Source organism: Sodalis praecaptivus (assembly GCF_000517425.1).
GTDB lineage: Bacteria > Pseudomonadota > Gammaproteobacteria > Enterobacterales > Enterobacteriaceae > Sodalis_A > Sodalis_A praecaptivus.
This window is the reverse complement of sequence record NZ_CP006569.1, coordinates 1428247-1441853: the sequence shown is the minus strand read 5'-3', so window position 1 is coordinate 1441853 and position 13607 is coordinate 1428247. Positions and strand designations below refer to the sequence as shown.

Sequence of the window (13607 nt, the reverse complement as noted above, 5' to 3'; positions counted from 1 at the left end):
ATCGCGGTCAAGGTAACCCGTCACGTTTGATAATGTTCAGGGCCTTTCAGACACAAATGAAAGGCTCTGTTAGCCGCATGCAGTCGGCATCTGCTAAACCGTTTTATTTTATACGATGCTGTCACGCAGCGCGGCGAGGAAATAAAACCCGACTTGCCAAGGGTTATACGCCGTAACCGTGGGTTGAACATGATATCCGCGGTGCGAAACATCATTCATCCATTGCGGTCATAACGCTTCATCAAGCCAGGCGGCAAGTAATTAACTCCGTCTCTCACCCAGTCCCCCTCGCCGACGCCTGTTCTTATACTTACCGCATTATTATTACCTTCCTCGTTTCATGGCGAAATAGTCTTTACGAAAAGTGGAAAATATGTGATTTTTGCTCCCACAGTAAAGATAAAATTGATTATCTGAATAAATCATTGCAACGGGAGGCATTGCATGGTGCAAAAATCTGACGCGAATCGAAAAAAATTAATTCTTGATTCGCTCAACACGATTCCGTTGGTTTCATTTATGGAGCGTTGTCATGTGCCATGGGGTATTCGCGATAGCACCTCACACAATCTCTATACCAATCAGGCCGGTATGGCGTTCCTCAATATTCCCGACGGGTTCGATTTTGCAGGGCGCAGCGACGACGAATGTCCCTGTCCTTGGTCAGAGCTGGCGCCTGAATTTACCGCCCACGATCGCCAAGCCGAAACGAGCCCCGCCGGTGCGGAAATCATTGCAACTTCCTATTATGGCCGGGACGCCCAGTTAGCACCTTATCATATCATCAAATTTCCACTTTTTGATAAGCGCGGAGAGATATTAGGAAATATTTGGTACGCACAGAAGTTTAAATTCATCTCTCTTGGTGAGCTTCACAACCCTATCAAGCCCTCCATTATTACCCTTACGCCGCCCGTCACCCTCTTTACAGAAAAAGAGCACCGTATTATTTTCTATGCAATCCAAAAAATGAGTGTAAAGAAAATCGCTGCAAAATTATTCGTTTCTCATCGTACGATTGAAAACAGCTTGTGTAAAATCTATCGTAAAGTCCAGGCAACTTCTCTAAATGGCCTTATCGAGTATTGCCATGAGACGGGGCTTAATTGTTATGTTCCTAAAAAACTCCTTAAACCAGGTGTCAATTTTCTGTGGTAAGCCGTGGATCGGACAAGTGCCCCTCGCCTGCCAAAACCCGCGCGGGCGAGCGTTGCTTTTTTGTGCTTGCGTCACCAGACTACCCGCGCCTAAAGTGGATGTTCACGGCCGGCGCAGACAACCGTGCCGCTAAAACGCTGTTAACGCCTGCTCGGTGAGCCGCCGTGCGACTATCTCGCTCTGGCACGATATATAACGCGTCACATCTGGTTAAAACAGTTATTACGCGCGAACGCCGGCGGATTCTGCAAGCCGCTATCCCTGTACGGATCGTACACTCCTTATTCATCGCAACAGGAGGTACTATGCCAAAGATTGTTTACGCGAAAGTCTATAAAGAACGGCTGCTGAGCGCGGCTCTCAAGGAAATAAAAAAAAACATTGCGTGACGGCTAAAGCGTTCGTGAAAATACTGCGGGCCACAGGGCAAACCAGCCTATTGTTTGATAATGGCACCCTGGCAATGAATTTCGATGAACTCAGTGCCATAGGCTTTTTTGGCCCCCATGGGAGCGATCCCTTTTTTGAGTCTTATCAATTCTCCGGCGACGATGACGCCACGGACGGCCGCGACGTTTAATTCAGGTTACTGTGAAGATGTTAACTGACGTTTTCCCGTCATCTCTTAATTGTATATGCACCGATCCCTGTCGCTTTCGTTGCTCGGCAGGTCGCATCGTTACTCGAACACCACAAGCAGCAAGCTAGGCAGGTCGGTCAGCTAGCGAGCGCTGAAAAACCGTAACGATAACATCACGGTGATGCGCTAGGCCCGAAAATAGGCGAAATACCTGAGAGTCGCCCATCCGGGTTGCGGGTAAGATAACAACTTGAGTCATCCCTTCCATCCTGGGAATTATGCACGACCTTTGCCCGGCATCATCGGGCAGTCTTTTCACAGCGTAACCATTTATTTTGACGCTTGCGCGTTTATCTCACCGCCGCGCCATGCAGGTTCTTGCTCAGCCATTAGCCTCTACCCCGCTTGGGCGTTGGTCAATATCCTCACACCGGGTAAAAACGGTATCTGTAGCAAATAACCCTGCGTCCCGTTGAGATACAATGCCGATGAAAGTAGCATAATGGCCAGCGTCGCATGTTATGCTGCTCCTGGAAACGATGGCAACAGGAGATCCGATGAAAGCATATTGGCTGCTACTCACCGTTCTATTATTGACGGGCTGCAGCGGCATGGGGGGGATCCTGTTCAATTTACCCAACGCCGGCGATGTTTGTCCCCATGGCCGCGATGTGTTCACTAATCAATGTCATGATTAGAGGTCGATAAGCGTGCTTTAGCTTAAGCCGTAAGCCAAAGGATCCATAAAACCTTCGGCCGCAGGCCCTATTGACATCAGTAGCTCCGTTTTGCAGCCCTACTTTTGCCGTGATAATCCATCGCAGCAACGCATCCTGCCGTTAAATACCCGCCTTTTTGCCCCTAAATTTTTCGCGCGTGAAACACCTTGAAATATAACTGGCGCGCCTACCCTTGCCTTTAACCCGCTGTTTTTCAGAGGATCCTTTTACCCCTTTTGTTAATGTCTTTTATTTCGCTCAATAAACGTTAGGTTTTATTAAAATTTATTAATAAAATTCTGCGTTTTTAATTATCTGATTACGCTGAATAAATTATGACAGCCAATTTTAATTGTCATAAAATCAAATGGTTACTATGTTTAGTGGGATTATTCTTAAAGGCACTTCATGAATTTGCTAACCTACTTACCCCTACCTACTATTAATAACATTGATGTTGAGTGATTTATTACCGCATCAATATGAATCCCAAAAAAAGACTATTATCAGCAATTTTTTGGGATACGATGAATTCTTGATTTTCTTATATAAGTTGGAGATTAACCATGGCAGAACATCGTGGCGGTTCAGGCAACTTCGCAGAAGATAAACAGAAAGCATCCGAAGCCGGTCGGAAAGGTGGACAAAGCAGCAGCAGCTCGAGCGGCGGCAATTTTAAAAATGATCCACAAAAGGCATCTGAAGCGGGTAAAAAAGGCGGGCAACACAGCCATAGCGGTGGGCGTAATTCTTAATATCGCCCTATCGGTTTCCTAAACTCGGTTTTTTCGTCTAATTTTCCGTGCGGCGGTCGTTAATAGCCAATGAATTGGAGGGACCGTCAGCCACTTAGGCGAAAAATAATATACAGGCGGCGTGCGGCTTGTTCCGACGCCGCAGACCGGGGTTCAGATAGAATTTACCCCAGGTTCCGATGGAACCCCAGGTTCCGATGGAAATTTACCCCAGGCCGGTTTCGCTTAATGTCGGAATGGGTCTTTTCCTTAAGCTTTTCCCTTAAGCTAGTGTAAATCCCATCTTTGATGGCTTTAGGGCTTTCCCCGAGGTTCATAGAGCATCGCTTCGGTGATACCGAAGTCATATTGCCTATCCTTCCTGCTCCCGCGCTTGGGCCTCATTAACAATTGTCCTGTGCTTCTGCCCCTCTTAGCCTCGCTCGCGCTGAGTGCGTCAAAACCCACGTTGCTGCAACCACTGCCACTGTGCTAATCTGCAATCGTTATCACGGCGCTCAGGACGACCTGAGCCTCCTGCCTTACCCCACGGGACGACCCGACCGAAACGGAACGCGTCCCATGTCTTGGTTCATATTATTTATCGCCGGCCTATTTGAAGTGATTTGGGCCATCGGGTTGAAATATACCCAGGGTTTCACCCGCCCCTTCCCTAGTCTCATTGTCATTGGCGCCCTGTGTATCAGCTTCTTGCTGTTATCGTGGGCCATGAAAACCTTGCCGGCGGGTACCGCTTACGCCGTCTGGAGCGGCATCGGCGCCGTCGGCGCTGCGCTCGTGGGCATGAGTTTGCTGGGAGAAGCGGTGACCGCCGGTCGGGTTATCAGCCTGTGTCTGCTAATTGCCGGTATTGCCGGGCTCAAATATTTTACCCCATAACGTCGGGGGGCCCGCTCGACGCCGATTTGACAGGAAATAACGGCGCTAGCGCCCGCGGCAGCATAATCACATGGCGCAACGAAGCGCGACGCGCAAATATCTTTTTTTGCGAATTGCGGGCCGCAGCCGACTGAATCTATTGAATTTTGCTTGGCGTCGGGAGTACATTATGCGCCGATCCTGTGGCGCTTTTTCAGCGCGTCGCCCGGAACAGGATGCGCCGGCGGGCGGGCAACTGTCGATGATGTCCCTTCAACCCCTGCCATAGCAGAATCAAAGCCTGCGTGGTATCAGTAAGGAATTGGTACAGTGAGATATTTTGTGATGGGCATTTCATTTATGCTGTGCTTGTGGGTAGGTACCTTCTTTCTATTGCTTGAATAAGCGGCACACTCGCGGCGCCGCAGACCGTGTTGCCGCGAGTGACTCACCGAGAGCCTGGGGTGATGATTACGCACCTCAGGCACCATTAACCTGAAGCGTCGTTAACCCGTTTTTACGGCGCCCGGTTGCTTCACCGCCTGCGCCTTAAGCACCCCATCGGCGCGGAACATGGCTTTGATGCCGCGCACCGCCTGCCGTATGCGATCCTGATTTTCAATTAGCGCGAAACGTACATGAGTATCGCCGTAATCGCCGAAACCGATCCCGGGCGATACGCACACTTTTGCCTCGGCCAGCAACTTTTTAGCGAACTCCAGCGATCCCAACGCGGCATAATGATCGGGGATTTTGGCCCAGACGTACATCGACGCTTTAGGGTTTTCCACCATCCAGCCCGCTTCGTGCAGGCCGCGCACCAGCACATTTCGCCGCTGACGGTACTGCTCGGCAATAGCGCGCACACATTCTTGGTCGCCTTCCAGCGCGGCGATAGCCGCCACCTGCAACGGCGTGAAGGTGCCGTAATCATGATAGCTTTTGATACGCGCCAAAGCGTTGACCAGTGCCGGGTTCCCTACCATAAAACCGATACGCCAGCCGGCCATATTGTAGCTTTTCGACAGCGTGAAAAATTCTACCGCAATATCTTTGGCGCCAGGGACTTGCATGATGGATGGCGCCTTCCAGCCGTCGTAAACGATATCGGCATAGGCCAAATCATGCACCACCAGTACATTATATTGACGCGCCAGCGCCACGACGCGCTCGAAAAAGTCCAGCTCAACGCATTGCGCAGTGGGGTTCGACGGAAAGCCAAGGATCATCATCTTGGGCGTGGGAATACTTTCACGGATCGCGCGCTCCAGCTCGCGGAAAAAATCCACGCCTTCCACCAGCGGAACGGACCGCACTTGGGCACCGGCAATCACCGCACCGTAAATGTGAATGGGATAGCTAGGATTCGGCACCAACACGGTATCGCCGTGATCAAGCGTCGCCAGCATCAAATGCGCCAAGCCCTCTTTGGAACCGATCGTGACAATAGCCTCGCTTTCCGGATCGATGTCAACCGCGTAGCGGTCTGCATACCAGCGCGAAATAGCGCGGCGCAGGCGCGGGATCCCGCGAGAGGTGGAATAACCGTGGGTATCTTCGCGCTGAGCGACCGTGCATAGCTTTTCCACGATATGCGGCGGTGTCGGGCCGTCCGGGTTGCCCATGCTGAAATCAATGATATCCTCGCCGCGCCGGCGCGCAGCCATTTTCAATTCGGCGGTAATGTTGAAAACATAGGGGGGGAGACGTTCAATGCGCGTAAAGCGGCGTGCAGAACCGAATTCAGCCATATTATCCTCTGATGACGTAAGCGCCCGGACCGTCCGAGCGACGCTACCCCTGAACGGGGTCATCAATGAAACTATCCCATTCATTACAGGCTGTCGAGTAGGGAAAGATAACTTTTTTGCGGTCGGCGCTTTCATTCCGCACGCCATCGCGCCTTAAGGTGGCGACCGCCGAAAAGCCGCGGTTTTGACCGCGGCGCGGCGCCTTATCTGGCCCCGAGCCAGGCGAGGCACAGGCATCAGGGGCCGCTGGCTCTGGCAAATCATCGCGCCACAGCTATCGGTACGTTAGGAAAAAGGGGAAATATATTTATCTTTTTATAAAATCATCCTCTTTTAAAGCGGAAATTCGCCGATGGACATCCCTTTTAGCGCGGTTTACGTTTCCTTAAATTTTTACTCAGGTTTCCTCTTTTAACCCGGACAGCCGGGATCAATGGCGCTCTTAAACGCGGATAATCCCCTAACGCGGCGCGGAGTTTGACCTCAGTTATGGAACAGAGATCACATTTTGCCTATAGTAAGGGTCTGCCATCGGCCGGATTACCGTTGTGAATGAAATTTTTGAAATGCTACTCGCGGTGTATGAACGCGCCGCGTTGATGCTCATCTGCCTATTTTTGCTGACCCGCACCCGCCGTTTCCGTCAGTTACTGCAAACCGAAGAGCACAGCCGTCAGGAGCAGGTGGTGGTCACCGCCATCTTCTGTCTGTTTGCGATTTTTAGTAACTATTCCGGGATCCATGTGGAAGGATCGCTTATCAACGTACGCGTTATTGCGGTCATGTCCGGCGGGATCCTCTTTGGCCCTTGGGTCGGGATCATTACCGGCGCGGTTGCCGGCCTGCACCGCTTCGCCATCGACATCCACGGCCCGACATCGGTGCCCTGTCTAATTAGTAGCGTGGTGGCGGGGGTGGTGTCTGGATTGATTCATCTGCGGGTCACGAAAGAACGCCGATGGAGCTTGGGGATCCTGGGCGGCATGCTGTGTGAGTCTCTCACTATGCTGTTGGTAGTGGTGTGGGCGGAGCCTACCTCGTTGGGTCTGGATATTGTTGCCAAAATAGCTGTGCCGATGATTTTGGGGGCGGTCAGCATCGGCCTGATTGTTTTACTGGTACAGGGCGTTGAAGATGAAAAAGAGGTGATAGCCGCGCGGCAGGCCAAACTGGCGCTGGACATTGCCAATAAGACGCTACCCTATTTTCGCCATATCAACAGTGAATCCTTAACCCATATTTGCGATATTATCCGTACCGACATCAAGGCGGACGCGGTCGCCATCACCAATCAGCAGAATATCCTGGCCTACGTCGGCATTGGCGCCGAGCACTATAATATCGGCCATGAAATTATCAGCGAGATGACCCGCGAAAGTATTGAAAGCGGCAAAATCACTATCAAAAACAACGACGAGGCGGACCGCACCCCGCAGATCCACTCGCTGATCATCATCCCGCTGTGGGAAAAAGGCGTTGTCACCGGCTCGCTGAAAATTTACTACTGCCACGCCCATCAGATTACCTATTCGCTTAAAGTGATGGCGGTGGGCCTGTCACAAATCATCTCTACGCAAATAGAGGTGTCGCGCATCGAACAATTGCGGGAAATGGCCGACCGCGCCGAGCTGCGCGCGCTGCAAAGTAAAATCAACCCGCATTTCCTCTTCAATGCTCTGAACGCTATCTCCTCCTCGATCCGCGGTAAGCCGGATACCGCGCGCCAGCTGGTCATCAATTTGTCCCGCTATCTACGCTACAACCTGGAATTGAACGACGAACACATCGATATCAAAAAAGAGCTGTACCAAATTCAGGATTATATTGCGATTGAGCAGGCGCGCTTCGGCAGTAAACTTACCGTCATCTACGATATTGATGAAGAATTGTCGTTCACCCTTCCCAGTCTCCTCATTCAACCGCTGGTGGAGAACGCCATCGTACACGGTATTCAGCCCTGCCGCGGTAATGGCGTGGTGGTGATTGCCATTAAGGCCGAGCAGGAGCGTATTCGCATTTCCGTCACCGATACCGGCAGCGGCATCAGCGAGGCGGTAATTGAGCAGGTGCGGCGCAACGAACAGCCGTCGCGGCGCATCGGGTTACTCAATGTGCATCAACGGGTCGCCTTGCTTTACGGCGAAGGATTACACATCCGTCGCCGGGAGCCCGGCACTGAGATTTGGTTTTATCTGACCACCGACGGCCGCAAGCAGGCTGCCTGACGTATGACTATTTTTCGCGGTTGACAAGCGAGACAGAATGAAAGCTATTATTGTTGAAGACGAATTTCTGGCTCAGGAAGAGTTACGCTATTTAGTGGAAAAACACAGTCACCTGGACATCGTCGCCACCTTTGACGATGGGTTGGACGTGCTGCGCTATTTGCAAACCAACGAGGTGGATGTGGTGTTTTTGGATATCAATATACCGTCGCTGGACGGTGTTTTATTAGCCCAAAGCATCAGTAAATTCAGCCGCAGACCGGCGATTATTTTTATTACCGCTTATAAAGAACATGCGGTAGAAGCCTTTGAGCTGGAAGCGTTTGATTACATTCTCAAGCCCTACCACGAGCAGCGCATCGTCACCATGCTGCAAAAGCTGGAGGCCAACCGGCCCCTTACCCAGGCCGCGCTAAGTACTCCCGGCGCCCGCAGCAGCCATACCGTTAATCTTATCAAAGATGAACGCATTATCGTCACCGACATACATAATCTCTATTATGCCGTCGCGCAGGAGAAGGTCACGCGGGTTTATACCCGCCGCGAAATCTACACGATGCCGATGGCGATAACGGAATTTTGCGCCCGTTTGCCGGATGACGTATTTTTCCGCTGCCATCGCTCTTATGCCGTCAACAGAGATAAGATCCGCGAAATTGTGCCCTGGTTTAATAATACCTACCTGCTGCGCCTTAACGATTTGGAGTTTGAGGTGCCGGTCAGCCGCGGCAAGGTGAAAGCCTTTCGCCTGATGATGGGGCTCTGACATCGGCCGGCACAGCGCCGGCCATGGCATGCAAAAGCCAAAGCATAGCCAGGCGTGACGGTCAATCCCCCAGAGACTCAAGGCGCGGAACGGCGGCCTGCGCTGTGGCAGGGAAAACGCAAAACGCACGAGGTAAATCTTTGCCGCCCATGGTGCCAAACGCGGCGAAGGACGCCGGCCTGCGCTGTGGCAGAGAAAACGCACGAGGTAAATTTTCGCCGCCCGTGGTGCCAAACGCGGCGAAGGACGCCGGCCTGCGCTGACGTAAAACACGCCGATGGGAAGGAGGGTACCGCCCGTGGCGGGCACGGGCAGCGCGCGTGTTAAAGCTGATGGCCCATCAGTTGGCGCATATGGGCGCCGGCGCCGAGCAATCCGGGCTGCTCATGGCGGATCAAATACACCGGAATATCCAGCAGGTAATCCTTAAAACGCCCTTTATCTTCAAATGCCGCGCGAAAACCGGAGGCGCGGAAGAAATCCAAAAAGCGCGGCACGATGCCGCCGGCGATATATACGCCGCCGAAGGTCCCCAGATTTAACGCCAGGTTGCCGCCGAAACGGCCCATCAGTACGCAGAACAGCGACAGCGCGCGGCGACTGTCGATACAGCTGTCGGCCAGCGCCTGCTCGGTCACCTGCTTGGGCAGCAGATTCTCCGGCAAGCGTCCATCGGCTTTGACGATAGCGCGGTATAAATTCACCAGTCCCGGGCCGGACAGTACCCGCTCCGCGGAAACGTGCCCTAACTCCGCGCGCAGCACCGACAGAATATTATCCTCTTCTTCACTGTTAGGCGCGAAATCCACATGGCCGCCCTCGCCCGGCAGGCTAATCCAGCGCTTCTCCGCCTGGATCAAATGGCTGACGCCTAGCCCCGTGCCGGCGCCGTAAATCGCAATCGGCTTGCCGGCGATGGCTTGACCGCCGCCGAACTGAATGACGTCTTTTTCGGTCAGCATCGGAATAGCCATCGATACTGCGGTAAAATCATTGATAATTTCGAGCTGTTCCAACGCCAGGCTTGCCTTCATCGCGTTGATGGAGAACGCCCAGGAATGGTTGGTCATTTCAACCCAATCGTCGGTTATCGGGCAGGCGATAGCGATGCAGGCCTCTTTGACCGCGACGTTTTGGCCGGTCAAATAATGGCGGATAACCCGTTCCAGGGTGTCGTAATCATCGCCGGAATAGGTATGGATATGTGAGATCTCTCCCGTGTCCACATCGCACAGCGCCAGCCGGGCATTGGTTCCGCCAACATCGCCGACCAGGACATAATTTGTCATTCGTTTCAGGCTCCACTTACTCAATCGCTTGCCGCAAGGCGTCCGCCGGACAACAAGCTTTAATAATTCTCAATAGTAGAATAATAACATTTATAGCCTTCATTGCTATAAGCGAGATAACCATTTAGGAATGACGGCAACGGGCGTGCCGCCGCCGACCGTCCCCTTAGCCAAGGGCAAATTCTACCGCCGCCGCGGCATGAATCGCCGTGGTGTCGAATAGCGGTACCGAGACCTGATCCTGGCTGAGCAGCAAGCCGATTTCCGTGCATCCCAGCACTATCCCTTCCACCCCCTCAAACTGCAATCCGGCGATAATCTGGCTCAGCGCCCGCCGGGAATCGTCGCGTAAAATACCCAAACACAGTTCGGTAAAAATGATGTCATGCACCCGCTGACGCTCGTCAGGCCCCGGAACCACCACTTCCAGCCCGTGGGGCGCCGATAGCCGGTCACGATAAAACGCCTCCTCCATGGTAAAGCGGGTGCCGAGCAAACCAACCCGCCGCACCCCCGCGCGATGGAGGCGGACGGCGGTGGCATCGGCAATGTGCAGCAGCGGCAGCGAACAGCGCTGCGTGATAATATCCGCCACTTTGTGCATGGTGTTGGTGCAAAGGACGATGCCCTGGGCGCCGGCCTGGCGCAGCGCTTGCGCGCGCTCGGACAAAACCTCTCCCGCCTCTTGCCATGCCCCTGCGGACTGCATGCGGGCAATATCGGCGAAATCCACGCTCGCCAGAACCAGGGAGGCGGAGTGCAATCCGCCCAGGCGCTCGCTGACGCCCTGATTGATTAACCGATAATACGGCACGGTGGATTCCCAACTCATGCCGCCTAGCAATCCCAATGTTTTCATCCGCTTTCCTTTGGCGTGCGTCGCCATGGTGAGGAGTACCCGGCTCAATAGGGTCTCCGTGTGGATAATTCTTGTGTTATTCCCGGCGCTCGATAAAGATACCGTCTGGCGCAGCGTTAGCCCACGTCATTCTGACGCCTTTTTTCTCATTTTGGCGAACAGTAAGGAATCTCTATGGTATATCAGGCCAGCCCGTCCCGTTACGAAACGATGGAATATCACCGCTGTGGCAACAGCGGACTGAAACTGCCGGCGGTCTCGCTGGGGCTTTGGCACAATTTTGGCGATGCCACTTTGTTGGACACCAGCCGCCAAATGCTGCGTCATGCCTTCGATCTGGGCATTACCCATTTCGATCTCGCCAATAATTATGGTCCACCGCCGGGATCGGCGGAGGAAAACTTTGGCCGGCTGCTGCGCGAGGATTTTACGCCCTACCGCGATGAACTGGTTATCTCCACCAAGGCGGGTTACACCATGTGGCAGGGGCCTTATGGTGATTGGGGATCGAAAAAATATCTGGTGGCTAGCCTGAACCAGAGTTTGCGGCGCCTGGGGCTGGATTATGTGGATATTTTCTATCATCACCGGCCGGATCCGGACACGCCCCTGGAGGAAACCATGGCGGCGCTGGATCTCCTGGTGCGCCAGGGTAAGGCGCTGTATATCGGTCTGTCGAATTACCCGGCGCCGCTGGCGGAGCGGGCATTCAATCTGTTGCGTGAACTGGGCACGCCCTGTCTTATTCATCAGCCGAAATATTCGATGTTCGAGCGCTGGGTGGAACCGCAATTATTATCCAGTCTGGCCAGCCATGGCGTCGGCGCAATCGCCTTTTCGCCGCTGGCGGGCGGAGTACTGACCGATCGGTATATTCACGGTATCCCGGAAGACTCGCGCGCCGCCAGCCAGAGCGTCTTTCTCTCCGGCGCGCAGTTGACCGAGGAGAAGATGGCGAAAGTTCGCCGCCTCAACGCGGTGGCCGCCGCACGAGGGCAAAAATTGGCGCAAATGGCGCTGGCGTGGGTGCTGCGGGGCGATCGGGTCACGTCAGTGCTGATTGGCGCCAGCAAAACCGCACAAATTGACGATGCGGTCGCCATGTTGTCCAACCGGCAATTTAGCGAGCGTGAGCTGGCCGAGATCGAGGCCATCCTGGCCTGATCTAATGTCCCATGGCGGTGCCGATCAACAAGTAGATATTCAGCGTGACGACCACCGCCACGATAAGCCAGCCCAGCGTGTTGATGAGCGGCCGATTAACCAATTCGTTCATCAGTTGGCGGTTGCCGGTGAAGACCAGCAGCGGCACGAGCGCCAGCGCGATGCCGAAGCTGAGCAGTACCTGGCTCAACACCAGGATGCGCGTCGGATCCAGCCCCAGCAGAATGACGACGAACGACGGCAGCATGGTTATCACCCGCCGCAGCAGCAGCGGGATATGGAAATGCACAAACCCCTGCATCACCACCTGGCCGGCCATCGTGCCTACCACCGTGGAGGAGAGCCCCGCCGCGACCAGACTCAAACCGAACACCGTAGCGGCGGTATGGTTGAGCAACGGTGACAACGTCAAGTAGGCTTCATCCAAATCAGCGATACCGGTATGTCCGCTGAAATGGAACGCCGCCGCCGCGGTCGCCATCATCGCCAGATTGACGAACCCGGCAATCGTCATGGCGATGGCCACATCCAGTTTAGTGGAAGAGTAACGTTCGGCGCGGCTGCCCTCGCGGCTATTCTGGGTTAGCGAGGAGTGCAAATAAATTACGTGCGGCATGATGGTGGCGCCCAACACGCCGGCGGCCAAGAATACCGCTTCGCCGTTGGGCAGCGTCGGCCAGAGCATGCCGGCGCCCAATTCGCTTAGCACCGGACGGGAATAAAACAACTCGGCGATATAGGCGGCGGCGACAAACAGCAGCAGGCCGCCTATCACCACTTCAAGCGGTTTTTGCCCGCGATTTTGCAGCATCAAGATTAAAAAGGTGACAACGCCGGTAATGATCGCGCCTTGAAGCAGCGTTACCCCCAGCAGCATTTTAAAGCCGATGGCGGCGCCGATAAATTCCGCCAGATCGGTGGCCATCGCGATGATTTCCGCCTGTACCCAATAGGCCCAGACCGCCGGACGGGGAAAACGATCGCGGATGTGTTCAGCCAGATTCTTGCCGGTGGCGATCCCCAATTTGGCGGACAAAAGCTGAATCAGCATCGCCATAATATTGGCCCATACCACCACCCACAGCAGCCGATAGCCAAAACTGGCGCCGGCTTGAATATTGGTCGCGAAATTACCGGGGTCGATATACCCAATCGCGGCGATAAAAGCCGGTCCGAGTAGGGAGAGCTTTACTTTTCTCGCTGCTCGATTGGCGTTATCCGCAGCACGGCTGTCCACCATAGTAATAACCCTTATCAACAAACATGTTTATGAGAATATACAAATGATAATGATTATCAAGTGCATTTAGAGCGATTCTGCTTATCTCTGCGATAGCAGCTATTAATGCACCGCATGTCCCACGGTCGGACGGCCCGGGCTCATCGTCGTTTCACCTTGACGCTAAAAGTATAGCACAGGCTATGTTTTAGCCTAGCACAGATCTTAACCTTTCGATCCTAATAATTAACAAAAATGCATAAA

At 53.6% G+C, this 13607-nt stretch carries 13 protein-coding genes; 9 read left to right on the top strand and 4 right to left on the bottom strand.

The features are described from left to right. Positions 1–444 precede the first annotated feature (444 nt). The 6 genes from SANT_RS06425 (at position 445) to ypdK (ending at position 4475) form a co-directional block, all read left to right on the top strand. Entirely contained in the window at positions 445–1158 is a 714-nt protein-coding gene (locus SANT_RS06425) for a helix-turn-helix transcriptional regulator (RefSeq protein ID WP_025421472.1), read from the top strand. A gap of 403 nt (positions 1159–1561) precedes the next feature. Then, positions 1562–1738, top strand: coding sequence for a hypothetical protein (locus tag SANT_RS24465; RefSeq protein ID WP_158500150.1), 177 nt, complete (start codon positions 1562–1564; stop codon positions 1736–1738). Between the two features lie 557 nt (positions 1739–2295). Further along, a complete protein-coding gene (locus tag SANT_RS24460) occupies positions 2296–2436 on the top strand; it encodes a hypothetical protein (protein ID WP_158500149.1) in 141 nt (46 codons plus the stop codon). Between the two features lie 587 nt (positions 2437–3023). Further along, the gene (locus SANT_RS06415; protein WP_071882005.1) at positions 3024–3212 is read left to right on the top strand and encodes a general stress protein; all 189 of its coding nucleotides are present in this window, start codon (positions 3024–3026) and stop codon (positions 3210–3212) included. A 561-nt stretch (positions 3213–3773) separates the two neighbouring features. Continuing rightward, positions 3774–4091 (top strand): quaternary ammonium compound efflux SMR transporter SugE, encoded by a 318-nt coding sequence (gene sugE, locus SANT_RS06405; RefSeq protein ID WP_025421468.1) that lies wholly within the window; start codon positions 3774–3776, stop codon positions 4089–4091. Positions 4092–4400: 309 nt separating this feature from the next. Next, positions 4401–4475: a membrane protein YpdK gene (gene ypdK / locus SANT_RS24865; RefSeq protein ID WP_148296348.1), complete on the top strand. Its 75-nt coding sequence runs from the start codon at positions 4401–4403 to the stop codon at positions 4473–4475. A gap of 101 nt (positions 4476–4576) precedes the next feature. Here ypdK and alaC read toward each other — a convergent pair whose 3' ends face one another. Further along, on the bottom strand, positions 4577–5821 hold the full coding sequence (gene alaC / locus SANT_RS06395) for an alanine transaminase (protein ID WP_025421466.1): 1245 nt from the start codon (positions 5819–5821) through the stop codon (positions 4577–4579). 548 nt (positions 5822–6369) lie between these two features. Here alaC and SANT_RS06390 point away from each other — a divergent pair. Further along, positions 6370–8046, top strand: coding sequence for a sensor histidine kinase (locus SANT_RS06390; protein WP_025421465.1), 1677 nt, complete (start codon positions 6370–6372; stop codon positions 8044–8046). A gap of 37 nt (positions 8047–8083) precedes the next feature. Further along, positions 8084–8812, top strand: coding sequence for a LytR/AlgR family response regulator transcription factor (locus tag SANT_RS06385; protein ID WP_025421464.1), 729 nt, complete (start codon positions 8084–8086; stop codon positions 8810–8812). 323 nt (positions 8813–9135) lie between these two features. On the opposite strand, the gene glk is transcribed toward SANT_RS06385, so the two are convergent. Continuing rightward, entirely contained in the window at positions 9136–10101 is a 966-nt protein-coding gene (gene glk, locus SANT_RS06380) for a glucokinase (protein WP_025421463.1), read from the bottom strand. 166 nt (positions 10102–10267) lie between these two features. Continuing rightward, complete coding sequence (locus SANT_RS06375) at positions 10268–10960, bottom strand: aspartate/glutamate racemase family protein (RefSeq protein WP_025421462.1); 693 nt, start codon at positions 10958–10960, stop codon at positions 10268–10270. A gap of 174 nt (positions 10961–11134) precedes the next feature. Here SANT_RS06375 and mgrA point away from each other — a divergent pair, with 174 nt between their 5' ends. Further along, entirely contained in the window at positions 11135–12124 is a 990-nt protein-coding gene (gene mgrA / locus SANT_RS06370; protein WP_025421461.1) for an L-glyceraldehyde 3-phosphate reductase, read from the top strand. A gap of 1 nt (position 12125) precedes the next feature. On the opposite strand, the gene SANT_RS06365 is transcribed toward mgrA, so the two are convergent. Next, positions 12126–13364, bottom strand: a complete 1239-nt coding sequence (locus SANT_RS06365) for an Nramp family divalent metal transporter (protein ID WP_025421460.1) — start codon at positions 13362–13364, stop codon at positions 12126–12128. Positions 13365–13607 lie beyond the last annotated feature (243 nt).

Coding starts and splice junctions, on each gene's coding strand:
- SANT_RS06425 (WP_025421472.1), top strand. CDS start 445: ATGGTGCAAAAATCTGACGCGAATCGAAAAAAATTAATTCTTGATTCG.
- SANT_RS24460 (WP_158500149.1), top strand. CDS start 2,296: ATGAAAGCATATTGGCTGCTACTCACCGTTCTATTATTGACGGGCTGC.
- SANT_RS06415 (WP_071882005.1), top strand. CDS start 3,024: ATGGCAGAACATCGTGGCGGTTCAGGCAACTTCGCAGAAGATAAACAG.
- sugE (WP_025421468.1), top strand. CDS start 3,774: ATGTCTTGGTTCATATTATTTATCGCCGGCCTATTTGAAGTGATTTGG.
- alaC (WP_025421466.1), bottom strand. CDS start 5,821: ATGGCTGAATTCGGTTCTGCACGCCGCTTTACGCGCATTGAACGTCTC.
- SANT_RS06385 (WP_025421464.1), top strand. CDS start 8,084: ATGAAAGCTATTATTGTTGAAGACGAATTTCTGGCTCAGGAAGAGTTA.
- glk (WP_025421463.1), bottom strand. CDS start 10,101: ATGACAAATTATGTCCTGGTCGGCGATGTTGGCGGAACCAATGCCCGG.
- SANT_RS06375 (WP_025421462.1), bottom strand. CDS start 10,960: ATGAAAACATTGGGATTGCTAGGCGGCATGAGTTGGGAATCCACCGTG.
- mgrA (WP_025421461.1), top strand. CDS start 11,135: ATGGTATATCAGGCCAGCCCGTCCCGTTACGAAACGATGGAATATCAC.
- SANT_RS06365 (WP_025421460.1), bottom strand. CDS start 13,364: ATGGTGGACAGCCGTGCTGCGGATAACGCCAATCGAGCAGCGAGAAAA.